Origin of the sequence: Levilactobacillus sp. HBUAS70063 (genome assembly GCF_038374745.1) — a bacterium.
Classification (GTDB): domain Bacteria; phylum Bacillota; class Bacilli; order Lactobacillales; family Lactobacillaceae; genus Levilactobacillus.
On the sequence record NZ_JBANSM010000003.1, the window covers coordinates 23,251 to 47,656 of the forward strand.

Sequence of the window (24,406 nt, forward strand, 5' to 3'; positions counted from 1 at the left end):
GATCTTTCATCCCAAATCTAAAAATAACCCGGGAAATTTCACGCACGAAATTTCCCGGGTTATTTCAATGTCGTCGTTGTGGCCGGTGCCACCAGCGCCAACTGCCGGCTACCGCCAGAATCACGAAGCCTACGCCGGATAGCCAGCTTCCCAAAATAAAGCCCGGCGTCCGATACGTGAGCTGGATGTGGTGCACACCGGCCGTTAATTTAGCACCCACAAAGCCATCGTTGACCCGCTGTGTCTTCACGGATTGGCCATCCACTTTCAACCGCCAACCTTTTGAATACGGAATCGAGGTGGTCATGATACTCGTGCGGGTCGTGTGCAAATTCCCCGTAACCCGATTGGCACTGACCGTGGCATTCTTCAAGCCCCGCTGTTGAAGCGCGTGGACCCGCCGGTTATACGCCGCACCATAGGGCATGGCGATCAGCTTAACCGACTTGAAATCAATCTGGCGGGTGGCGTTAAACGTCAAATCAATCGTTTGGCGCCGTTGCTTAGAATAGCCCAGGTTCAGCAGCATCTGGTGTTTGGGCTCATAGTCCGATAAATTATCAATCCCAAACTGGGAAAAACTCGTCGTATTATTTCGCGTCTTCACCCGCAACCAATAGTCCCCCATATCCGGATTCCGGACGGCCGTTCGCCAATCGTTGAGTTTGGTCAGGTCAGAACGGGGCGTATTGCCCAAAATACTGGTATTATCCTGGGCCTTCAGCTGGGCCGCCGTGGTTAGGCGTTTAGCACTAATCCCATCCAACGCCAAATAAAGTTCCGTGCCCTGCGCGCGCTTCGGTCGTTTAAGCGTGAGCGTGTATTTAATCTGATGGCCCTGCGCATCACTGGTCATCTGACGTAGGCCACGCTGATTAATCGTGGCCGTGTCCTGCAAGATCTGTTGATTAGCGGTCAACACCCGATCCAAAGCCGTCCGGTTGTGATTCAACCGTACCTGTTGAGCGTATTTTTGTTCATTTTTGGCACTGATCAAGCCATTCTGATCGACCGGTAATTGTGGTAATTGAAGGGACCGGCCGTAAAGATCGAGCTGCTTGTCATTGAGGCCCTTCTTTTGGCCGGCAAGTGCTTGCTGTAACCGGTACTGAACCACCTTATTGGGGCTATCGATAACCGGTACGGCGTCCGCGGTCACCGTGTATCCCAGTTGCCGGGCGGGTGAACGGTAAGCGGTCTTGTCGACACCGGCCACCTTGGTCGGCGTCACCGCCCCCTGGGTGAGGCTCCGCTCCCGATTTACCGGCGATAATCGTCGCCACTGGCGTTCCGTCAGCGCTTGTGGTTGCGTGTATACCAGCGGGAAAGCCAGCGACGTGGTTAATTTCTGTGTGCCCTCACCATTCGACAAGCCATAGACCGACTGCTCAGGATAGACCTTCTTCGTCGCGCGATAGCCGTAAGGTAGCGCGGCGTGATTAGCCACCTGATCTTCTCTGGCAAAGATGGTCTTGACTCCGAGTAAATGATTCAAGGTTGAGCGATTATCACCTTGGCCGATGGGCGAATTCATGGCGTACGCCGAATTTTGAATATCGCGACTGAATTGGCCAACCGCCCCATTCTGCACGGAGAAATACGACATAGTCCCATGGAGGTTGTGTGCCATTTCCATGTTATTGCCAACCGTTCGAAAGAGGTTAAAGTTTGGCGAAGTATTGACTCGCGAGAAGTTGCGGTCCCGTTGCAGCGATCGTTCGGCCCCGTCGTAATAGTCTTGAATATACTTGGTGGCATCACCCTTACGTAACTGTTGGGTGGCCTGCTGGCTGGCATTAGGGTTGTAATACCCCCAAGCGTTGTTGATCAGATTAAGGCCGAGTAGACTCCCTACCAGCACAAGCGTCACGCGCGGCGGTTGTTGGGCACTCCCCACTAAAACGACGGTCATGGCCAGTAGTAAACCATACGTGATGAGGTTACGGGCCGGATTACTAAAGACGAAGCCGTTGCTCAAATACACGATGGCTAGGAGGGCCGCCGTACTACCGGTTAACCACCACCGGTCCACCGGCGTCAAGGCTGTCACGTGATCCATCAGGACCATGGTCGCTAGGCCAAACGGAATCGTTGCCAGGAGTAGCCACCGATTCGACGGGGTTGATAGAACATTAAAGAATGCCGCGACCGCCGGAAAAATCAGCCCGATGGCGACCAACACGAGGGTGCCGGCCAATGCCCGTTGTCGTTTCCAATGAACCAGCGTGTAGACACAGCCGAGAAAAGAAAAGCCCGTCATTCCCAGGACTGCCCAATAACTCAGCGCATTACCGGTCGTTAGCACGGCATTTCCTAGCTTCAAATAATAGCTCGCCGGATACAGCCACAGACCGTTAGCAAAGACGGTGCCGGTTCGCGTTGACCCCAACATCATCAGAATTGACGGCACGAGTAAGATGCCGGCCAGGAGTAAACCGGCCGCGGCGGCTAGGAGGAGTCGGCCAATCAAACGGCCTCGTTTAACCATAACCTGGCCCTGCTGTCGCAAATCCCAGTGGCGAATCACGGCATAGATGAGACTCCCCAAGCCCAGTATGTAAGCAAAGTAAAAGTTACTAAGAACCGTCAATCCGGTCAGCACACCCAGCGTGGCCCAGCCCTGTCCCCGTAGAACTCGGTCAATTCCCCAGAACAATAGGGGTAGCCAAATCATGGGCATGATAAAGAAGGGATGGTGCACGCCAATCATGAGGGAATACCCCGCAAAGGCATAGGTTAAGGCCCCGACCAATTGGCTAAGCGGCTTAAAGGCATAGCCCCGAACAAAGACCAGAAAGGCCAATCCGGAAGCATATAACCGCAAAATAATAAACCAGCCATAGCCGGCCTCCATGAGATGCGTGGGCAATAGGGCCAATAAATAGGCGAAGGGGTCGCCCAGAACGTAATAAGCCAGTGTAGTGAGCTGATCGGCCCCGAGGCCCAGCGTCCACGACCACCCGGTAACTCCCGCCAAGCCGGACTTCGCCAGTAAGCGATGAAACTCTAACATTAACGGATAGTGTTGGGTCACACCATCCATATTCCAAATTAACGTACGATTAGCCATGATAAACACCCCAAAGCTAAACGCCGCAATCACCACGAACGCCAGAGTATACAGGGCCCACAGCGGCCATTGGTGGTGTGCGATTTTCATGATGAGACCTCCCATAACCTACGATTTTAAGCGGCCCTAGTGGACCCTATGCTTCCAATTTACAAACCTCCGCGGACCGTGTCAATCATTCTCGGCAAACGATACGGCATTGTAATGTTTCATGTGAAACAGGTTTTGCCAAACCGGCCAATTTGCGGTAACCTTACAACAGCTCCAAAAATCGAATAATTAGCAAAGGAAGGAATTTCTCGTGAATTCTAAGAAAAGTTTTCTAGGAATCGATGGTACCCGTGGGATGGTACTAGCGGCCCTAGTCGCTGCACTCTACGTCGTGGTTACGACGGTCTTGGCGGCCTTTAGCTTTGGCGTCGTGCAAGTGCGGCTGTCCGAGATGTTTAACCACCTCGCCAGCTTCAACAAGCGCTACATTGTCGCCGTAACTTTGGGCGTCTTCATTGCCAACGTGATTGCCTCACCGTTGGGAATTTTAGATATTGCGACGGGGACCCTGCAAACTCTACTGGCCCTGCTGGTCATGTACGGGTTGAGCCGCGTGGTTCACAATCGCATTGCCCAAATGGCGCTAAATACCGTGGTGGCCGTCTTCTTCATGTGTATGATTGCTTGGGAGATTGCCATCGTGGCCAAAACGGCTTTCTGGCCAACTTTTTGGGCTAATTGGCTGTCCATCGGCATCGGCGAATGTGTCAGCATGATCGTCGGTGGCGTTCTGGTCTTCTTACTTAGCTTAAAGATTGACTTTACTAAATAAGCGTCTCAATCCGCTGGGCATCACCGCCAAAGGTGTTGTTCAGCGGATCTTTGCGATTGCACTCAGCTTACCAGATGGTCGTCGTCTCGCCTAAAGAAAGCTCCCGCGATCAATTTAATCTCGTATTTATCCGTCGAAACGACTACTAAATGGGTAAAACGAAAGTGAGGCAACTTCCTCGCTTTTCGCTGGTCAATCCTGTAAAGTCATAATCAACCCCAAACCAACAGTAAGATTAGCGACCGTCAGTCATTTACACCAATCACGGGTTCATCCGAGATAGCAAAAGTCCCGCCGAGTAATCGACGGGACTTTCACTACATATTAACATACTCTTCTGTTGCCAGCGTCAGTTGGGAATCGCCGAACCGACCGACGTAACGGTCTCAATCCGGCTCAGCTATGCTCAACTTTAACGCCATCATACACCCCATTATGGGAACTGCCAACGATTAGCTTTCGGAAACTAACTTGTCTTCCGCAGCAACGTTGTCTGGCAATTCTTGGTAATCGAAGTGATCGAACGTTGCGACTTGGCCGTAACCGGCGTAGTCGACGGCGTACAGTCCCACGAAGGCCCCGGTAAAGAAGCCACCAGAAGTTTGCAGAACATAATCGTCGGAGAGAATAGCGGCATCCAATTCAACCGGAACCGTTTCCCACTTCTTGCCATCAAATGAGTATTCGTAAGTGTAAGATTGCTTGCGAACCTTCGTCCGGAACCAAACGTATTCGGTACCTTCAGGAATGGCAATCGCGTCATCCTTCAAGTAAGACGTGTAGTTGTTGTTATCGTTTTGAGCAACTTCGATGACGTGACCCTTCTTCTCATCCCAAGTGATGAAGATTGAAGAATAGTGCTTGTCGTTGTAGAAGTTAGCCAAACCAGCCATTTGTTGATACGTAAATGGATCGAATTTGACCTTAGTTTCTGCATCGAAGTTGAAGGCTTGCCAACGCCGAGCAACATAGGAAACATCGAAGGTGCTGGATAAGGATTGGTTACCCACTAACTTCAATTCGCCGTTGCCAACCGTCCCCAATTTCTTGGTAAATGGTTGCCGCAAGGTGTTCCAGTTCAAGTCTAATTCTGACTTGTCGAATTCATCGTGTTGTGAGTGATCCTTAGGTGCCTTAGTCAAGATGGCATCCTTAGGGGCTTCAACCTCGACTTGACCACCATGGCCGCCGACAACGCGTGGCCAACCGGCATCGTCCCATTCAACCTTTTGAATAGACGTTTCACGACCAAGCGTACTCCACCCACGTGGATCATAAGCAGATTCGTTCTTGTGGTTCCAAGGACGAGATACCAAGGAAGCGTAGTACCATTCGCCGCCTGGTGTGTTAACCAGGGCACCGTGACCTTGCTTTTGTAAGTAGAAGTCCGGCGTATCCATGTTGGTGATGAATGGGCCATCCGGTTCGCTTTCGAAGGATAACTTGTCCAGCGTCTTGGAACGTGCCACAACTTCTTGGTGGGTAAAGACGGTCCCACCTTGAGCAGCGAACAAGTAGTAGTAATCATTGATCTTGTACAGATGTGGCCCTTCAACCAACTTAACATCGGTCCCGTTGTAAATGTTCCGTGCCGTTTCTGGCTTCAGTTGCATCGTGTCCGTATCGAATTCGGTCAAGGTAATCCCATCAAATGGATGGTGGTATTCACGGTGATCCCAGGTCTGTTGAACCAGGTACTTGCGCCCATCGTCATCGTGGAATAAGGAAGCATCAAACCCAACACCGTTAACCTTGATTGGGTCGGTCCACGGTCCGCGAATATCCGTAGCCGTCGTTAAGTAGTTGGTCATGTCCTTGAAAGGACCATCCGTAATCTTAACATCGGTGTAAATCAACCAGAACTTGCCATCAGCGTAGCTCAGATCTGGTGCCCAAATCCCACCGGAAGCGGGGTTGCCGACCATATCCAACAGCTTCGTGGTTGACAGTGGTGATGGTAACAAGTTCCAGTGAACCATGTCCTTGGATTCATGCAGCCGAACACCAGGGAACCATTCAAACGTTGAGTTCGCAATGTAATACGTGTCGCCAACTCGAATCATGCTAGGATCCGCGTTAAAACCAGGTAAAACGGGGTTTTGAATCTTCATAAAAGAATCTTCCTTTCCTTAACAAAATGTATGAATAAAAGCTTGTGACCTAGACTTCGTTTGCCTTCCGTTCAGCGTTAAGCTCTTCGTTCATCTTCTTAACGTCGGCATCGGACAAGGTGTACTTACTCATGATCCACATTGCGACTAAGGCCAAGATGATTGGTAACCAATGCCTTAAGCCTATTAATCAATGCTATTAGTATCGATCATAATTACATTTTGAACAATTCCTATTCCAACCTTATATCGAAAACGAACTTCTGTATCATGATTACACAATTAGGGCTTGCTAGATAAGTGAAATTACGTTTTCTTAGTCGATTATAATCTTTATCTCTACCCTTCCTTATACTGTTAATGTCAGATATCATCAGCGATATAAGAAAATCAAAATCACACTGTTCCAGTTAATCACAAAAGCAATTGTAATCGTTTTCAGTTCCAATATCTATCTTATTTTGTGACTACTTTTAGTTGTTTTATGGCCTTTAATATTCGGGATAATTTTAATACGAGCTTAAATTTAGCTAACATCAGCTTCATTTTTTATAATTAATTTTGTGGACGAATTTATAGTTGAAGTGCAACACTAATTGAATAAAAAGGCCCATAGCGGGTACAATTACTTAACGATCAAGAAAAGTAATTGTACCCGCTATGAGCTATCATCGTCTCACCATAAATGAACGAGAAAGTATTCTAGAGCTTTCAGCTGAAGAGATATCAATTAGTGACATAGCCTGGAGATTACGGCGTTCACCGAGTTCCACTTCAAGAGAATTGAAACGATTAAAAGGACACTACTCGCCGTCTAAAGCTCAGAAAAAATATCAAGACAACCACCATAATTGCCACAAGCCTAGATTACTTGATCAGTCTCCAAAACTACGTAAAAAGTCGTTGATCTCATCACTAAGTACCACTGGTCACCCCAGCAGATCGCCAATCGCTTAAAGATAGAAGATAAGCCTGGTATCAGCCATAACACCATCTATCGACGAACAACACAACCTTAATCAACACTTCACTTCGCATGGTGACACGGGAATTCGCCGTTGCCTAAGACATCGTGAGCGTCAACGACATCATCCGGGAGACCGCAAGCATCGCGAACATAAAGTGGGTTATCTCTCTATCTACGAACGTCCTAAATTTATCAATAAGCGCTGATGAATTGGTGACCAGAAACTAGATACCGTCCAAGGTAAAATTGGCGAAGAAGTCTTAGTAACTGCCGTTGATCGTAAGACACGGTACACGTTGATGATTAAAGCACCACATAAGGATGCCAAGCTGATAAATCAGGCGCTATTCCTAAAGAGTTTGTCTTGTCAATCACACCAGAGCACGGCACAGAGTTTTTACAACTCGCAGATATTCGTGATGGCCTGAAGGTGATGATCTACTGGCCTGATCCATATTCACCAGAACAGCGTGGGACTAATGAAAACACTAACGGTTTAATCCGAGAATACTTCCCCAAAGGAAAGCACCTGGGTAATCGAACTCTAGCTGAAGTTAGACAACGCCAGAAGCAACTGAATCGCCGACCCAAGAAGGCTTTAAACTATCGTACCTTTAAGGAAACTTTATTTGATAAAGCGTTGCACTTGGTTTGACAATTCGCCTCCGCCTAAAAGCTACAAATTGACCGCCAAAAACCTACATTTCTTAACCGCCATTTTCCTACAATTTTGAACCGTTATTGACATCTCCATGGCCTATTTGTTTGCTCTAGTTGGTGTTGCACTTCGATTTTAAATCCGGGTAATTTGATAAAGACTGCATATGAATCATATGTTTTCATTCGAAATAACCACTCCCCTTAACAGTCCTAACCCGACGTTTTTGCTTCATTTGACGTTGATACTTGCTCGGCGTTGTACCGGACCATTTTTTAAATTGCTTACTAAAATTCGACACACTACTTGCTCCCACTAAATCTGCTACATCCTCAATAGAACGTTCCGGAGACCCCAGTAGCATCTTTGCTTTATTATACTTTTGACTTTCTATATAGTGTAGTGGGGTAATACCATAGACTTTTTTAAAAGTTCTATGACCGTAACCACAACTAATTCCAATCTTTTGACACACATCCCCAAATGTGAAGCTTTTTACCTCTTCACGTTCAATATTTCTTTTAATCAAGGTTGCAATCTGCCGACTCGTTTTCGCCTCATTCTCTGAATAATAAATCTTCTTATGAGCTTTATAATCTCGCAATTCTTCTGTCAAATCATAGAAAAATTCTAAAACTGTAATCTGAATTTTTAAGTTAATCTGTTCCTTACTCAGAGAATGATTAGCGCTATAAGCCACCATTTTTTTTGCAGTCCGTACCGCTGATTTCGCAATAGGCTGATCAGATGAAATAACAGTATTCGCAATCTTTCCAATAATCTCCGACTTCAATGCTAAGTTTTCGATATTAAAATGAAAACAGATATACGTCATAGACTGATCCAAACTACTATTTTGATTAGTATGAACCGTTCCTGGAGAAATAATTATAGCATCACCCGCACCATAATCATATGTAATTAAGTTTTTAATTTCTGTAGTTTGACGACCATCAACAACAACCATTAGCTCAAACATCTGATGCTTCTGCTCAAAAAATTGCCATCCACCAGGAACCGTTCTCATATGACCACCAAACAGATATAGGCTAGAGTCTACAACCGGCAATGAAACAAACCGCTTCATGTTAAGACCTCCCTGAATATTTCAACTTTAATGTAACCGCTTTATAGTCACGCTATTATTATACCTTCCGAGTTGGTAAAAATAAACAACTAACCTCTATAGTTTAAGCATCAAATCTGAAGAAAACGGAATTAATACATCAAGTTATTTTTAAAAGTTGTATATAAGAACTAGTTGATCTAGTTAACTAATTATTCTTGATACTGATATGCAAGTTTTCCTTAAATATTTATCTTAATATAGTAAACAAAAATAATTAGTCGACTAATTTTGTCAAATAATGATATTTCATCCGCTTTCATTGTAATAAACCGCTTTCAATGTTACCATGTATACGTTTACTGATATATCTGTTTGACATATACAAATAGGAGGGATTTTTATGGCAGCTGATCTACTCGCACTTTTGTGGGTTGTTATTGGTATCTTACTTTTAGTCTTCTTAATTGTTAAGACTAAAGTACATAATATTATTGCACTTTTAGTTTCCGGACTCTTTATTGCCTTTGCTGAAGGACTACCCCTTGTAAAAATTGCCACAACAATCGAAGAAGGAATTGGCAGCGTCATGTCATCGTTGCTGCTAATCGTTATTTTCGGTGCAATCATCGGCAAAATGATGACTGAATCAGGAGCATCACAACAAATTGCGGACACAATCGTTCATGCCATGGGCCGTAAAATGCTACCTTACGCTTTACTAATTATTGGGACTATCTTTGGGATGTCCATGTTTTACGAGGTAGCCTTTTTAATCACCATGCCTCTAGTCATTAGCATTGCTAAAGAGGCTAAAATTCCTTACATGAAATTAGTAATTCCGACAATTGCTGGGGCTACCATGGGACATAGTATTTTTCCACCTCAGCCTGGTCCAATGGCTTTAGTCACAGCCTTTCATGCTGATATTTCTCAAGTTTACATTCTAGGACTTATCGTTATTATCCCCACAATCATTTGTTCAGGAGTTCTCATTCAACGCTTCATTCCTGGCCTAGCAGATATGCCACTTGGTAACGTTATGAAACCAGCACCAAAAAGAGCAGCCAGCGACCTGCCAAGTTTCAGAACCAGTATTATTATTCCTTTGCTTCCAGCCATTATTATCATTTGTGCTTCTTTAGCAAAGTCACTATCCGCTTCCAGTAGCTGGATCTTTAAATTTTCCAGCTTTATTGGTAGCGCTGAAATCAGCATGCTAATTACGGTAATCACTGCAATGGTTCTATTTGGTTACCGTCGGGGTATGTCAGGTAAGCAAATTTCAGATCACATGACCAGTGCCATTGCTGGTATCTCTAACGTCTTAATGGTTATCGCTGCTGGTGGTGTCATGAAGGAAGTTATTATTGACAGCGGCATTGGTAGCAAAATTGTTGATCTAGTCGGTCATACTAATATTTCACCGCTAATTTTAGCCTGGGTTATCACCGTATTGATTCGCTTAATGACAGGACAAGGTGCGGTCTCTGCAATTACCGCAGCTGGTATTGTCGCCCCCATGGTTGTAGCTTTCCACGTTAATCCTGCACTAATGATGCTAGCGTGTGCCTGTGGGAGTAATACCACCACCCTCATGTATGACGGTGGATTCTTACTTTATCAGCAATCGTTTGGCATCTCACTAAAAGACACCTTCAAAACTTGGGGCCTCCTGGAATTCGTCAATTCTTTCGTAGGCTTATTGATGGTTCTTTTAATTAGCGTCTTTATCCACTAACTTTGAATAATATGTATCAGTAAACAGCGTATCAAACCATACCAAATACAATCGGTATGTAAAAGCATTCAGCCCTTGGATACAATGGCTGGATGCTTTTTGAACTGCTTAATACCCCACATTCTGTAGGGAATATTTGATAGAAGCCATCCCTTCGGAGTGCCCGATAGGATCACCCCCACACCTGTGGGGAATACACTAAACAATCCCTATCACACCGGCATTCTCATTTTCGGAATACCCGAATTTTAGTCAGTTTACCATTTCCAGCATACAGCAGTCGGCACCGATTCACAACGAAAATGGCCTACGCTAAATCTCAAAAATAAGAGATCGTGCTTACAAGAATCAATTACCCTCAAAAACCATAAAGCGCCATGCAAATTTTCATTTAATTTGCATGGCGCTAACTGATTATAAAATTGGTGATAGTAACCGGGACGCGGTCTGTTTAAATTTCAAATACAACGACTGGTCATCGAACATCTCTGGCGTAATCAACTCGCTATGGGTCATATCCTGTTCAAAGATATTCTCCAATTGGCAGGCTATCCCCTCATCGTAAATGAAGGCGTTAATTTCGAAGTTTAATTTAAAACTCCGATAGTCCATGTTCGCGGACCCCACCGAAGCAATCCGCCCGTCCACCACAATCGTCTTGGCATGAATAAACCCATTATGATAGTAGTAAATCTTCACGCCGTCATCGGCCAGCTGGCGCGCGTAATACTGCGTTGCCCGGTAAACGAAGGCGTGGTCCGGCTTATCCGGAATCATAATCCGAACGTCAATCCCGGCCATCGCCGCAATCCGCAGGGAGTCCAACACACTATCGTCTGGAATCAGATAAGGCGTCTGAATCCACAAGGTCTTTTCCGCCGTCTGAATCAGGCGCATGTAACCCATCTTAATCTGCTGTAAATCCGAATCCGGACCACTGGATACAATCTGCAGGCTAGTATTGCCCTTCACCTTGCTCAGTGGGAAATAACGCGTATCAATCTTACGGTCGTTAAACGGATGATCCTTATCTGTGGCATTCCAGTCCAGCATGAACCGGGCCTGCAGGGAAAAGACGCCGGACCCCACAATTCTCAAATGCGTATCTCGCCAATAACCGAACTTCTCTTTCCGGCCCAGGTACTGGTCGCCGATGTTAAAGCCACCCACGTAGCCCACTTGGCCGTCAATCGTCACAATCTTTCGGTGATCCCGGAAGTTCAGCCGAAAGTCAATCACGGCCGAACGCGTTCCCAGGAACGGCTCAACGTGGCCACCCACCGCCATCAGTGGCTTGAAGAAGCTCTTCCACGTCCCCATTGACCCCCAGGGATCGTAAATCACGCGAACCTCTACGCCGGCCGCCGCCTTCTTAACCAACAAGTTTAAAATCTCATTTCCAATCTTATCGTTATAAAAGGTGTAAAATTCAATATGAATACTGGAATGGGCCCGCTCAATATCCTCCAGCATGGTATGGAAGAGGTCGTGGCCATCCGTATAAATCTTCACTCGATTCTTCCGCGCCAAGAATGCCTGGTCCGTTTCCATAAACATATTAACCATGTTAATGACCGAATGGCTAATCTTATCGGCCGGCATAATCTCGGTTCCCAACTGCTCGCGCTGCTGGGTTAACCGCTCATTGAGCTGAACGGCCACTTGGTGTTGCAACCGAAACATACGGCCCTTGGGAAGTTTTCGGCCAATAAAGGCGTAGGCAATAAAGCCCACGACCGGCAGTAAGACCAGCACCAACATCCAGGCCCAGGTTGCAGCAATATCGCGCTTTTCTCGAAATACCGTGACGAATGCCAAAGCTGCGTTAATCACCACGACAATTTCAAAGATCAGCATATAATTCACGCTCACGGGAAACCCTCCTCTGCTCTCTGTCTTTTTTATCATACCCCAATTCATTCAAATGTCTTTACTTTTTTTTAATTTTTTCCGGATAACGACAACCCATCACTTGGAGGTCAGCTATGTTTACGCAATTTTCGACTTTACTCGGCGGTTTACACGGTGTCCATTCCGTCCGCATTTTCCATTGGATTTTTCGCGAGAATCCCATGATTGGCACCATCCTGATTGTGGGCCTCGTGTTATTTCTCATCTATCGCTACATGAACCGCCGCTAACTAGCAAACGGGACGGCCCACCGCTTAATCTTGGTGGACCGTCCCGTTAGTTGTTGCGCCTTAAAAGGCAGCTGCCGGATTCCCATACTGACTGGTCCCGGTACTGTAGTTAATCTTCACACCTGCCTGAATATTGAAAATGTAGACATTGTAGGAAATGCCCTTACTCCCCACCGACTGTGCCTGCATGTGAACCCCCCGGGCGACGAGCTCGTTACCCCGGAAAACCGGCTCCACCTGGTAACGCACGTAATCGCTAGGATGGCTCTTGAGGAAGCTCGCCACGGGATTCTCATAGGCCGTCATCCCCGGATCGTTTAATGAGCGGGTCCCGGTCATCAGATTCTTCAGGTTATTATTCTGCCCCGTCAACTGGTAGCCAATCAAGTGGCTCCGATTGTAGAGGTAGCCCCGTTTGCCATTTACCGTGTAGGGCTTGTTCTTCCATCCCGTGGGACTAACGTAGAGCGGCTCTCGTTTGGCCGTGGGCATCAACTTTTTATTTAATAGGGCATTAGCCGTCGTCACCCGGTTCAGGCTGTCTAGGGTGCCGTACGTCGCCCAGCCCCCCTTCTTCGTGGAGAGCTGAGCCGCAGTAAAGGTTGGCCGGTTGTGGTTCACCGCCACAATCTGGGTCCCCGTATATTTCTGCTGCGCCAGTGCCTTGGTGGCGACTGACTGCTTAGGCGTGCTGACCGCCGAACTCTCCGTCGACTGCCGACTAGACGAGGTCCCGACCACGCGGTTAACCGCCGTGGTTAAATGCCGGGCCGTAGAGTCGCCCTGACTGCCCAGACTGCCAATCGCCCCAATCGCAATCAGTAAAATTGCCGCATAAATCGACAGGCGACTCCCCCGCCGACCGCGATGATAGTGCCGTTTACTCATATCCAATTCCCCTCTCAAATCCGCGATACTTTCTGCCTTTCATTCTACCAAAAGAACATGTGTTTGTCTTTAACTTTTTGTTCTTCCCCACAATGGTCATCGGAACTTAACGTTTTTTTAACGGTGAAAATCAGAATTTACCGTGGTCAGCATGCTATACTGTGTGAGGGACGGGGAGCACGCTATTTGTACGCGGACTCTAAAACTGTTATCATTTTTGATGAGGTGATTGGATTATGAAGAAAACCCGGACACTGACCGTCGTCTTTAGCCTATTGGCCATTTTGACCATTGGCTTAGCCGGCTGCAGCAGCAAGAGTAGCAAATCGGGGAGCACGCAACAAGCTAGTTTTAAAAACAAAACGACCAAGAAAGCCGACGTTAAGTCAACGTTGACGAACTCAAAGAAGCTCTGGTACGTTACCGGTTCCGTTAACGCCAAGAGTAACTCCGGGATGGAAGCTTATCGGTTCAACAAGAACGGTAAGGTGACCGTCTACAACGTAAATAAATTCTATAAGACTTACGCCGCCGCTAAGAAGGCCGATGCCTTGAACAAGTCTGGTGTGTTGAACACGACCTTTAAGACTAAGGGTGACAACACGGTCATCAACTTCAAGGGTAAGTTGTCAGACATTCCAATGACCCAAAAGTTCACGGTCAAGAAGACCCTGACTGGAACGAACAAGGCCACGAAGTTGAAGGTCGCCGGTTACCACATTTCGCGCGATATCGATAACGATGTCACTAAGGCCGTACTGGTCAAGGTAGGCAACTAAGCTTTGGTAGTCATGTAATCTGAAACGGGGCCAGTTAATGGCCTCGTTTTTTGTGGTTTTGAGACAATTGCGTACCCCCTTTAAATGGCCAAAACGGCAGTCAGTTCTGATTAAAACTGCTAACCAAGCCATTCCCAATCGAGGTTAGTCGGTTTGCGGCCTTAATGCGCACCAACTAATCGCCGCTTGTCTCACTCTTTATATTTGGAGGCAGTCTTATGAAAAATATTCTCCCGGCACTCGGTGGCCTATTGGTGATCGGTGGCGTCCTCGTTTATCAGCAGTTTCGCCACGTCAGCGGCATCGCAATGCTAGAGACGGCGGTTCTGGGAATTGCGGCGGTCCTCGGGGTGCTACATCTCATCAGCCATTGGCGAAACCGTTAGTTTGTTCCACGTGAAACACAACGGCTGACAGCGCTCTCACTTTGGGTTATGATAGGGCTTAAAGGAGCGTGATTCTGATGTTAAAACATAAGTGTCTAACGGCTGTCGCTACCCCGATCGAACAGGAAGATATTCACCGTTTCGCCGACCTGATTGACGAGAATCCCTGGCTGATTCCAGCCACGGTGATGTTGGAGATCATCCCCATCACCGTTGTTGCCCACGGATTCTGGAAAAATCGCCAACTCAAGAAGCAATTGCAAATTGAACGCGAACGCACGAAGCAACTGCAAATCAACCGCTTCCGGCCAGGTCATCACGATGGCCAACCACGCCCACTCGCGGATCATCCGCACCACGGACCTTTTCACCACTAATCTTGTTAATGACCAAAATCGTTGCTGAAAAGTGACGATTTTTTTATTTTATAATCTATTCACTAGACCTTATCGAATACATAAAATTATTAGAAATATTCGTGATTTTCCGTCTCAGTTTCTTGAATAATTGCCATTTTACCCATCTAAACGATTAGTAAAAAGTAATCCAATCACTGAATTGACCGGAATTTTGCCACTATTAAGAAAATTCTTATCGTTTTCATTTAACTTACATAAATAAGCTTCATACTTTCTTCACAATTTCGTTCTAAGATGACAGTAACTCAAAAATGTTTTAACCAACCACTTTTGTCATTAACGATGACTAACCGTTGCCCTAACCACGTAACGGTCGCCGCCTCCTAACCAGGGGCGGCTTTTTTTAGTCATCAGTTGCCATTTATAAGGAAAACGACCTGTCATTGTTCACTTGAGTACCCCCACAGAACTCGTATACTAAACCTATTCAAAGAGGAGGATTATTCATGAAAAAAGTGACATCAATTGCCCTAATTGCAGCGACCACTTTGAGCCTTTCCGCTTTTGCCCCACTAGCCGAGACCGCTCAAGCTTCCGCCTGGCAGATGAAGTATATCGATGTCTGGTATCGGATCAAAATCAAAAAGACCACCAAGGTTAAACGAATTAAAAATGGGAAGTTAGCCTATCAAAACAGAGTTATCGGCCACTACACCCTACATAAGGGGTCCATTGTCCAAACCACTTACTCTGGTCATGAGGGCTATGAATTTATTATCAAGAGCCCGCACAAATATAAAATGACCAATAAATACGGTTACAGTGCACACTTCAAGAAGGGCTCATTCACCGTAATCAAACACCTCAAATAAAGATACACGACTCCCCCGCAAAATCACCAACGATTTTACTTTAATTCAGTAACGTTATTGCTCTGGATTTTATTTCGGCGTAAACAAATAACAATATAGGCACAAGTTAGCGGATTAAACTATCCATTGCGGCCAAAACTGCCGTGGCACTATCACGAGGCTGCCACCCCAGGACGGTCCGCGCGTGCTGATTGCTGACATGGTGATTCAAGTGCAACATCAGATTGGCTTCACGAATCGTTGCGTTAAATGGCGCCAAGAGATGCACCAATCCCGTGGGTAACAAGTGGTTGGGCAGAGTTGCGGCCAACTCTGGGCGTTCCCGCCGCAGAACGGCAATGATCGTTTGCATATCTATCGGTACATCAGCGACGGCTAAAAAACGTTGATTCCGCGCGGCTGGGTTGGCCAAGGCTAGGACGTGTAGGGCGGCGACGTCCCGGACATCTACGACATTGACCGTCAAGTTAGGCGTTGGTTGGCCGGTCAATAACCGTTTGATCAATCCAAAGCTGCCAGACACGTGCGTTCCCAATGCCGGTCCTAGCATGGCGCCAGCATTCACTGTCACCAATTCTAGGCCTGAATGTTGCGCCACAAAGTCCCACGCGGCGTGTTCCGCGATTAATTTCGATTGCTCATAAGCTGATAAGCCACGTTGCTTTTCAGCCGTCCAATCTGCCTCGGTAATCACGTGGTGTGAATCAAAACTACTGAAGCCCACGGCCCCCAGATTGGCCGTCATGACCACGCGTTGAACGCCTGAAGCTAGTGCCGCGCGTAAAATTCGCTCGGTTCCTGCCGTGGCTGCGTTGGTCATCATCGTCGTGACCCGTTCATGATTTACAAAGACCGGCGCAGCCACGCTCATGACGGCGTCCATTCCTGTCATTGCATTCTCCCAGCCCGCGTCTTGTGTCAAATCAGCGGTCACAAAGTTCAGTCGCTCTAAATGCGGCGTCTGCACAGCCAACAGTGTTTGCCGAACACCGGCTGCCTTAGTCAGTGTTCGTAAGGTGGCGCGAACCTGGTAGCCCTGTTCCAGTAGCGTTTTGATGATGTGCAGCGCCAAGAACCCATTACCACCCGTTACTAAAATTCTGTTAGTCATATTTATTCTCCTTGTCAGTCATCTTTAAAGTATTTACAATGAGTGTAAACCCTAGATGACGCTCTAGGGCAACCGCTTTGGAGGAAAAATTATGACTTATTCGATTAAAACCGTCTCCCAAAAGACTGGCCTATCCATTTACACCTTGCGTTTCTATGACAAGCAAGGCCTGCTTCCCTTCGTCAGTCGTGATGCCTCGGGCTACCGCGCTTTCACAGATGGTGACTTACAACTGCTCCATACCATCTGCTGTCTCAAGGACACTGGCATGAAGATTCGCGACATCCGTGAATACGTTGCTTGTGTCATGAAAGGACCGCGATCCATCCCCCAGCGCAAACACCTGTTACAGGCCCACCGACACGCCATTTTAGCCCAACAGGCTGCCCTACAACGCAACCTACAGGAAATCGATATGAAACTCATCATCTACGAATCTCCGGTCGCCGCTAAAATCGTCGGTCAGGAACTGACAGCCATCCAAGCCGAAAAAACTGCCAATCACCTACCGAACCCCTTTCAGGAAGTCAACGACTAAACCAAATCGGACGCATCAGGAAAAATTTCCGGTGGGCGAATTTTATAATCAAGTTAGCCACTTAGAAATTCAGACCAAAATAATACACCAAGACATAAATTTCAGATATCATTAGGGTTATCACACAAGCAATGAAAGAGGTCTTTGCCTTGATGCAAGAGCAGCTTACCATGAATCGTCCTAAGAGGTCATCATTCTAAAAAGGAAACGGTTATTGTCACCTATCCTGGGGCTAAGGGCAAAGACATTTTTACGCTAAAGCCAAAGGGTAAGCACGTCAAAATTCATGCAACATTTGGCTCCCTTGATGGCGGTCATTTTTCAAAAATTAATATTGGTCTGCCGCACAACAAAACCGTCAAAAGATAACTTAAAACGCCTTCGAGCAGACACACCCGAAGACGCATTATCGGAAACATAAATATTTCAATATCCCAAAAAATACACGACTCCCCCGCAAAGTCACCAACGATTTTACGAGAGTAGTCGTGTATTTATTTAACTTCTATTGTAAGGAATCCCAAGCCGGTAATTCCTGTGGTTCCGTCGCGAGAACCGCCTGTTGGTCCGGCGTGAGGAAACGCTTGTGAACCACGACTTCGTAGACAAAGTCAGTCATCCAATCGTCCGTCATCACGAAGTAACCCTTATCGCCATTCTTCTCGCCCCAGCTGTTTTCAACCTTCCAGCGCGTGGGTTCGTCGGCCACCAGGTCAACCCCGGTTAACGTCATGGCATGGGAAACCTCGGCTTCACCGGTAGCCAAGCGTTGGGCCTTCGTCAGGCTCAGGTCGACCCCGAATAAGTCGGCCGTCTTGTAGAGCTGGCTGTCCAAGAAGCCCCGTTCCCGGCTCATCTGTTGTAAGACATCGTTGCCAAACCAAACGGCCTCACCAGCTTGCAATTGAGCGATCGCCGTGCGTTTCAGCTCCGCCATGGGCAAGTTGAGGAAGGTAATGTGCTTCCCGCCCACGATATTATCCTGACTCGGTAAGCTATAGAGCCGATCGAAGGGCTTGTCCGGCGAATTTGAAATAACGACATAATCGTCCAAATCGATATCGAAGTATTTTTCAAAGAAACCTTGAGGCGTCAAGCCAGCATCGCGATGATACTGATGCTTATCGTCCTTATATTCCAAATCAAACGTGACGGGCGGTTCGCCGAAGGCATAGGCCGCCATCCGATAGACCTCCTTCAAGGCCTGCGCCCGAGTCGCGGCAATCTGGTCTTCGCCGGCTTGTTGCGCTACCAGTGCCCGCAATGCCAAGGCATCCTTCCGTAATTTCAGGTTCAATGTGGCCGCAAACCCGGTCGTATCATTGGTGTTAAAGGATTCTGGCATGGCACTGGCCGGGACAACCCCGTATTTTTGAACCAACGCGGCGCCCATCGCCCATTGACCACCATCGTCTCCAGGACGGCTCAGGTAAAAGGCTACCTCCCGATCGTCCAACGGCCGGCCCGCCGTCCGTAAGATGTTGTCATAGAAAATATTGGCGCGTTCCACCTTATCCCAGAAGAAGAGGTAACTCTGAGAGAGCTCGAAGTCCTTGACGTGATACTTGGCGGCAAATTGATGCCGAATGGTATTTAACGTCGAGAATAACCAGCACCGACCGGAATGCTTCTGGTTGGAGACTTTCCCCGTATCCAGTTCAACGGAAAAGGTTCGGTTCAACCGCACCGCCGCTTGGGGATCCTCGGAAGCCGCTAATACCCCGTTTTTGATGACCGCGCGACTCACCACGTCATGGGCAGGTTGCTGCTCAAGATCGGCATGAAGGGCCGCTGTTTCGGCCGCTGTTAAAGGATGTTCCGTCTGTGTTTCTGCCATAAAATCTACCGCTTCTTTCTCTTGTTAGAAATCTCATCGAAATCTCATATTTTAATTTAAATTCATTCTAACCCTTTCGGTCGCAAGACGCAACGTTTCTTCCTACGCCGTTATTTACCAACACAAAAGGCCCCGACAATCGCCAGAGCCTCACGTTTAGCCGTTAGTTAAGCACCCTCGTGTGGCGCTAACTTATGGTCAAATTGATCCTTGTCATAATCCGGTTGGTTGGAGATGTGCATGGCCGACTTCAACCGCACCGTCAGGAAGTTCCACATGGCCGGGGTAATGCCCAGGTCATCGAGGTCTTGTTCGGAAATGGTATAGCGGATGCTGGCCTCATCGTGGGTCGCCACCTTCTGGACCCACTTGGGCTCACGCAACATTTCCCGTCCCAGGGCGACGAAATCGATACCGGCCGCCATGACCTTTTCGGCATCGGCGGGTTTCTCCACCGACCCCACGGCAATCAGCGGCAGACGCCCCGCCACACGGCGCTTAATCTTCAGAATTAGCGGTTCCTGGTCGCTACTGTCGTTCAACGAGGTCCGCCAAGCGTAGCCCATCGAAATGTGCAGGTAGTCCAGGGGCTGACCGCAAAGGACATCGACCAGCTGTAGCGTGTCAGCCATCCGAATACCCGGCGTTTCGATTTCTTCTGGTGACAAGCGATAGCCTAAAATAAACGGCCGATCGGCATTCTTCTCAATAACCTCGTGGCACCGGTCAATGACGGCTAGCGCGAACCGCATGCGATCGGAAACATCGCCGCCCCACTGATCCGTCCGTCGATTAGAGTGCGGAGAGAAGAATTGTTGTAGCAGGTAGGTGTTGGCCCCGTGGAGCTCGACCCCATCGAAACCGGCCTGAATAGCCCGGCGCGTCGCCTCACCGAAGTCCGTGATAATCTGCTCAATTTCTTCGGTCGTCAGTTCCCGTGGCGTCTCTGCATTGGGCCGTTCGGCGGCCACCGCACTGGCACTCACGGTCTGCTCGCCCCGCAACACGTGGGAATTGGACATCCGACCGGCATGAAAAATTTGGAGGATTGCCTTGGTACCGTCCTGTTTCATCGCATTGGCCATCTTCGTCAAGCCCGGTAAGAAACGGTCGTCCGTAATCGATAATTCGCCTTCAAATCCCTTGCCACTGGCGGAAACATTTGCGACCGGTGAGATGAACATCCCGACACCGCCACTATGAATCCGGAAGTACCGGAGCTCATCACGGGTGACGGAGCCTTCCTCAAAAGCGGAAGCCTCCGTCATTGGTGGAATCACCACGCGGTTCTTAACCGTGACGCCATTCGCGAAGGTATAGGGTTGCAAAAATTGATAATCTTCAGCCATTTCTAACGCACCTTTCTTCTTGTTGCTGGTTAGTTTTGATTAGCGTTATCTTCAGTATAGTTCGATAAATCACAAAGTCGAATACTTTTCTGATAACGTTTTCAGAACTAAATGGTTATACTATTAGTGAGGTGATTTTTATGGCATCCAGCACCAACCGACTTGCCGAAATCCTATCGGCAGTCAATACCCTCGGCAGTATTACGGCCGCCGCACAGCACCTATTTGTCTCCCAACCCTATATCAGCCGGACGGTTAAGGAAACGGAACAACAGTTAGGTATCCAACTGATTGACCGGACCACCAAGCCCACCCGTCTCACCTACGCCGGCACCCAGTACCTCATGGGGCTGGAAAAGATTCAACATCAGCTGACCGATCTCGATCAGACTATGCGTGAACTTGCACAATCTAAATCGGGCCACATCTCCATCGCGCTGTCCGAAAGCATGGCCAGCCAAATTCTCCCCCGACTCGGCAGTCAGTTTCTCCGACAATACCCGCACTACCATCTCGATATCCACGAGATGCCCTCTTTGGCCGCAGAAAAGGCCGTCACCGATAACCAAAGCGACGTCTACATTGGTCCCAAGTCGCCCCACCACCGCGACTTCTACTACCGCATCATGCAAGCCCAGACGTTTAGTGTCCTCTTACCCACGGACAGCGCCTTTTCCCTGGCCCGGATCGACGACGCCCAGCAGTTAACTCCCCTGCTAACTCACCCCTTCATTGGCTGTGACTTACAGATGGTGCTGGGCGAAATTATTCGCGACTTCATGGCCACCCACCACCTCTTCTTACAACCGGAGCTCACGCTAAACAACCTCGAAACGATCCAGCACCTGGTCGAACGAGGTGGCGGTTGGACGATTCTCCCCACGCCCACCTCGACCAGCGCTCGGGTCATCCCCATCAACGCCAACGCCCTCACTTATCAGCTCATCATGGCTCACCGCGCCAGTAAGGAAAACACACCGGAGATGCTGGCGTTTCTGCAGGTCGCCCAGCAGACCTTTAACATCGACCCGGCCACCCAGCTCAAGCAACGCGACCGTTAAGATTAGGCGCCAAAAAAGACTGGAACGCATCGTCCAGCCTCTTGGTCATTCGCTAAATTTACTCGGGAGCTAACCCCTTTTCTAAAAACTTTATAATCGTCGGACTGGCCATTGCGATCTCTTCCGGGACCAATAAACTGCGGACCAGTTCGGTGAGCATCGTGCCAATCATGAACTGAGCAATGCGCGAGTTCGGCCAGTCAACCAGCTCCCCGCAGTCCTTCAGCCGATCGAGAACCGGAAATAGGTTATTTTTCAGCAGGGGTTCCGCGTGGGCGATAAATTGACTTCTCAAGTCTTTTCTTACCGAAATCTCACGAATTAAGATGCGGAGAACCGGGCCATTTTTTTGGATAAAGGCCAACCGGTCCTCGGCAATTGATTGAATCATCTCGTGGCGCGTCAGGTATGGCCGGCCGACGACCCCTTCGCCAAATTCCGTGATTAATTTCGGCAACACCTGCGTAACAAACGGCGCCAGCACGGCCGCCAACAACTCATCCTTGGTCTTGTAACGCCGATAGACGGTGCCCTCGGCCACGCCGGCCTTGGCGGCAATCTGCTTCGTGGTCGTGTTGGCAAAGCCTTGCTGCGCAAAGAGTTCCAGACTCGCTGCCAGAACCTGTTGCTGCTTGGGCGGAATGTCACCATTAGCCGCCATGACGGCCTTAAAGGCCTCCTGAATATTCATGTCTTCTTTCATGCTAAACCCTCCGATACCGTTTCATCCCCACGACGTTTAGAATCGTGAAGAGGACGGCGAATAAAACGAGAATACCCAACTCCAGGGCAATGCCGCCGAAGCCGACACCCCGGGTGGCCACGTTCATCAGCGCATTGCCACCATAGTAGAGCGGGAAGATGTGGGCAATCCACTGCAACCAATTGGCCATCTGGTCGACCGGAATCAGGCCGGAGAAGAAGACTTGGGGAATGACCAGAATCGGAATGAACTGCATCATCTGGAATTCCGAATTGGCAAAGGTGGAGACGAAGATGCCCATGGATAACGCGACCAACGCCAGTAGGAAATTAATCAATAGAATCAGCCAGACGCTACCAATCATGTGAATCTGGAAGACCGTCAGCGCAAACGTCACGGTAATCACCGTTTGAACCAGCGCAAAGAGCCCGTAGCCCATCAAATACCCCGTGATAATTTCTCCGCGGCGAATCGGCGTTGCCAGTAGCCGCGTCAGGGTTCCCGTGGTCCGTTCGTTTAACAAGGAAATTCCCGAAATCAGGAACACGAAGAAGAAGACGAAGAAGCCCAACAGAATCGGCAAGAACGTGTCAAAGAAGGTGGAGTCCGAGCTCCCGTAGAGGTAGTGGCTCGTCACCTGATAATTGGTCGGCGCCTTGAGCTTGGTCTGGGTTGCCGTCGGGGCAGTCGTTGCGCTCGCTGTTCCGGTGGTGCCCTGTGCGGCCGCCATCTTTTGTTGTTGCGCCACGAGCGTCTTGAGCACCTTAGCCTGCTGTTGTAGCGCCTGCTTCTGGGCCTTGGTGGCGGCGGCTAGGGCCTGCACCCTAATCTTGGTAAGGCCGCCCTGCAAGGCCTGTCGGACCAACGCGGAGTCTCCCGGCTGGCTGTTTTGGTAGGTCACCGTCAGCTGGCCATCCTTTTGCTTGATGAAGGCAGCCAAATTGTCCTCGCGTACCTGCGTTTTCGCCGTGGCGCTGGCGCTATACCGGTGGACCTTCACGTGTTTATTCTTAATGGCTTTGACCACCGTGGTGTCCACGTTGCTGACGCCAATCTTGGCCACGCTATCCGAACTCGTGTTGAACAGAAAAAACATCAACGTCAGGATAAATAGCGGCGCAATAAACATCAAGGCCAGCGTCCGTTTATCCCGTAACATCTCACGTAAAACGCGTTTAAAGATTGCTATGACTCTCATCTTGTAGCCGCCCCGCTTTCAAAAAGACTTGTTCAATCGTCGTTACCGCGTAATCTTTCTCCAGCTGTTGCGGGGTCCCTTGCGCTAAGGCAATCCCCTCGCGAATCAGCATCAGGTAGTCACAACGTTCCGCCTCATCCATGACGTGGGTCGTCACCAGAATCGACTTGCCCTGTGACTTGAGTTGGTACAACTCCGTCCAAATTTGTTGGCGAAGCTCCGGGTCAATTCCGACCGTGGGTTCATCTAAAATCAAGAGCTCGGGATCCTGAACTAAAGCGATTGCTAAGGACAGCCGCCGTTTCATCCCCCCGGAATACGCCGACACACGGCGGTCCAACGCATCCGTTAGATTTACAACCTGAGCGACGTGATCAATCGCAGTCGTCAATTTTGTTTTGGGTACGCTCATCAGCTCGGCGAAGAAACGAATGTTTTCACGCGCCGTTAAATCCTCATACAACGCATCGCTCTGAGCCATGTAGCCAATACGCTGCATGACTTTTCGATTGGGCATCGGTGTCCCCAGGACCGTGGTCGTCCCGGCATCGACCTTTTCCATGCCGAGAATCGCCTTGACCAGCGTGGTCTTGCCGGCCCCCGACGGTCCAATGAGGCCCATGATTTGGCCCACCGGCAATTGGAGACTAATCTGCTTTAACACGGGGTTGTCGCCGAACTTCTTGGCCACGTCCCGCACATCAATTGTGTTGGCTACCATCTTAAGTTCCTCCTTGCATGCTTTTTG

20 protein-coding genes and 1 pseudogene are annotated in these 24,406 nt (G+C 48.6%); 10 read left to right on the forward strand and 11 right to left on the reverse strand.

The genetic code is table 11. The features are described from left to right. Window positions 1-64: 64 nt before the first annotated feature. On the reverse strand, window positions 65-3,160 hold the full coding sequence (locus V8I28_RS05060) for a YfhO family protein (protein ID WP_341779037.1): 3,096 nt from the start codon (window positions 3,158-3,160) through the stop codon (window positions 65-67). Window positions 3,161-3,371: 211 nt separating this feature from the next. Between V8I28_RS05060 and V8I28_RS05065 the strand changes: the two genes are divergently transcribed. Continuing rightward, window positions 3,372-3,893: a QueT transporter family protein gene (locus V8I28_RS05065; protein ID WP_445928184.1), complete on the forward strand. Its 522-nt coding sequence runs from the start codon at window positions 3,372-3,374 to the stop codon at window positions 3,891-3,893. Window positions 3,894-4,345: 452 nt separating this feature from the next. Here V8I28_RS05065 and V8I28_RS05070 read toward each other — a convergent pair whose 3' ends face one another. Next, window positions 4,346-6,004 (reverse strand): glycoside hydrolase family 43 protein, encoded by a 1,659-nt coding sequence (locus V8I28_RS05070; RefSeq protein WP_341779038.1) that lies wholly within the window; start codon window positions 6,002-6,004, stop codon window positions 4,346-4,348. 660 nt (window positions 6,005-6,664) lie between these two features. Here V8I28_RS05070 and V8I28_RS13110 point away from each other — a divergent pair. Further along, window positions 6,665-7,626, forward strand: a pseudogene (locus V8I28_RS13110) (IS30 family transposase). 184 nt (window positions 7,627-7,810) lie between these two features. Here V8I28_RS13110 and V8I28_RS05085 read toward each other — a convergent pair. Continuing rightward, window positions 7,811-8,716 carry a helix-turn-helix domain-containing protein gene (locus V8I28_RS05085; RefSeq protein WP_341779041.1) on the reverse strand — a complete coding sequence of 302 codons (906 nt, stop codon included), beginning with the start codon at window positions 8,714-8,716 and terminating at the stop codon, window positions 7,811-7,813. A 382-nt stretch (window positions 8,717-9,098) separates the two neighbouring features. Here V8I28_RS05085 and V8I28_RS05090 point away from each other — a divergent pair, with 382 nt between their 5' ends. After that, window positions 9,099-10,436, forward strand: coding sequence for a gluconate:H+ symporter (locus V8I28_RS05090; RefSeq protein WP_341779042.1), 1,338 nt, complete (start codon window positions 9,099-9,101; stop codon window positions 10,434-10,436). A 414-nt stretch (window positions 10,437-10,850) separates the two neighbouring features. Here V8I28_RS05090 and cls read toward each other — a convergent pair whose 3' ends face one another. Beyond that, window positions 10,851-12,308 (reverse strand): cardiolipin synthase, encoded by a 1,458-nt coding sequence (gene cls / locus V8I28_RS05095; protein ID WP_341779043.1) that lies wholly within the window; start codon window positions 12,306-12,308, stop codon window positions 10,851-10,853. Window positions 12,309-12,421: 113 nt separating this feature from the next. On the opposite strand from cls, the gene V8I28_RS05100 reads away from it, so the two are divergent. Then, window positions 12,422-12,577, forward strand: coding sequence for a hypothetical protein (locus tag V8I28_RS05100; RefSeq protein ID WP_341779044.1), 156 nt, complete (start codon window positions 12,422-12,424; stop codon window positions 12,575-12,577). 60 nt (window positions 12,578-12,637) lie between these two features. Here V8I28_RS05100 and V8I28_RS05105 read toward each other — a convergent pair whose 3' ends face one another. After that, on the reverse strand, window positions 12,638-13,465 hold the full coding sequence (locus tag V8I28_RS05105) for a DNA/RNA non-specific endonuclease (protein WP_341779045.1): 828 nt from the start codon (window positions 13,463-13,465) through the stop codon (window positions 12,638-12,640). A 236-nt stretch (window positions 13,466-13,701) separates the two neighbouring features. On the opposite strand from V8I28_RS05105, the gene V8I28_RS05110 reads away from it, so the two are divergent. From V8I28_RS05110 to V8I28_RS05125, 4 genes are all read left to right on the forward strand, one after another. Continuing rightward, window positions 13,702-14,244: a hypothetical protein gene (locus V8I28_RS05110; RefSeq protein ID WP_341779047.1), complete on the forward strand. Its 543-nt coding sequence runs from the start codon at window positions 13,702-13,704 to the stop codon at window positions 14,242-14,244. Between the two features lie 218 nt (window positions 14,245-14,462). Next, window positions 14,463-14,630 carry a hypothetical protein gene (locus V8I28_RS05115; protein WP_341779049.1) on the forward strand — a complete coding sequence of 56 codons (168 nt, stop codon included), beginning with the start codon at window positions 14,463-14,465 and terminating at the stop codon, window positions 14,628-14,630. Window positions 14,631-14,707: 77 nt separating this feature from the next. Beyond that, complete coding sequence (locus V8I28_RS05120) at window positions 14,708-15,007, forward strand: transposase (protein ID WP_341779050.1); 300 nt, start codon at window positions 14,708-14,710, stop codon at window positions 15,005-15,007. Between the two features lie 488 nt (window positions 15,008-15,495). Continuing rightward, on the forward strand, window positions 15,496-15,861 hold the full coding sequence (locus V8I28_RS05125; protein ID WP_341779051.1) for a hypothetical protein: 366 nt from the start codon (window positions 15,496-15,498) through the stop codon (window positions 15,859-15,861). Between the two features lie 106 nt (window positions 15,862-15,967). On the opposite strand, the gene V8I28_RS05130 is transcribed toward V8I28_RS05125, so the two are convergent. Further along, entirely contained in the window at window positions 15,968-16,972 is a 1,005-nt protein-coding gene (locus V8I28_RS05130; protein WP_341779052.1) for an NAD-dependent epimerase/dehydratase family protein, read from the reverse strand. A gap of 91 nt (window positions 16,973-17,063) precedes the next feature. On the opposite strand from V8I28_RS05130, the gene V8I28_RS05135 reads away from it, so the two are divergent. Next, a complete protein-coding gene (locus tag V8I28_RS05135) occupies window positions 17,064-17,510 on the forward strand; it encodes a MerR family transcriptional regulator (protein WP_341779053.1) in 447 nt (148 codons plus the stop codon). A 505-nt stretch (window positions 17,511-18,015) separates the two neighbouring features. Here V8I28_RS05135 and V8I28_RS05140 read toward each other — a convergent pair. Both V8I28_RS05140 and V8I28_RS05145 read right to left on the reverse strand, forming a co-directional pair. After that, entirely contained in the window at window positions 18,016-19,347 is a 1,332-nt protein-coding gene (locus tag V8I28_RS05140) for a C1 family peptidase (RefSeq protein WP_341779054.1), read from the reverse strand. A gap of 167 nt (window positions 19,348-19,514) precedes the next feature. Continuing rightward, window positions 19,515-20,696 (reverse strand): NADH-dependent flavin oxidoreductase, encoded by a 1,182-nt coding sequence (locus V8I28_RS05145; protein ID WP_341779055.1) that lies wholly within the window; start codon window positions 20,694-20,696, stop codon window positions 19,515-19,517. A gap of 140 nt (window positions 20,697-20,836) precedes the next feature. Between V8I28_RS05145 and V8I28_RS05150 the strand changes: the two genes are divergently transcribed. After that, the gene (locus V8I28_RS05150; protein WP_341779056.1) at window positions 20,837-21,757 is read left to right on the forward strand and encodes a LysR family transcriptional regulator; all 921 of its coding nucleotides are present in this window, start codon (window positions 20,837-20,839) and stop codon (window positions 21,755-21,757) included. Window positions 21,758-21,815: 58 nt separating this feature from the next. Here the strand turns inward: V8I28_RS05150 and V8I28_RS05155 are convergent, their stop codons facing one another. Genes V8I28_RS05155 through V8I28_RS05165 form a run of 3 tightly spaced genes read right to left on the reverse strand, consistent with a single transcriptional unit; the run spans window position 21,816 to window position 24,379 of the window. Then, the gene (locus V8I28_RS05155; protein ID WP_341779057.1) at window positions 21,816-22,460 is read right to left on the reverse strand and encodes a TetR/AcrR family transcriptional regulator; all 645 of its coding nucleotides are present in this window, start codon (window positions 22,458-22,460) and stop codon (window positions 21,816-21,818) included. A gap of 1 nt (window position 22,461) precedes the next feature. Further along, window positions 22,462-23,658: an ABC transporter permease gene (locus tag V8I28_RS05160; RefSeq protein WP_341779058.1), complete on the reverse strand. Its 1,197-nt coding sequence runs from the start codon at window positions 23,656-23,658 to the stop codon at window positions 22,462-22,464. After that, the gene (locus tag V8I28_RS05165; protein WP_341779059.1) at window positions 23,636-24,379 is read right to left on the reverse strand and encodes an ABC transporter ATP-binding protein; all 744 of its coding nucleotides are present in this window, start codon (window positions 24,377-24,379) and stop codon (window positions 23,636-23,638) included. Before V8I28_RS05165 ends, V8I28_RS05160 begins: the two co-directional genes overlap by 23 nt. Between the last annotated feature and the right edge of the window lie 27 nt (window positions 24,380-24,406).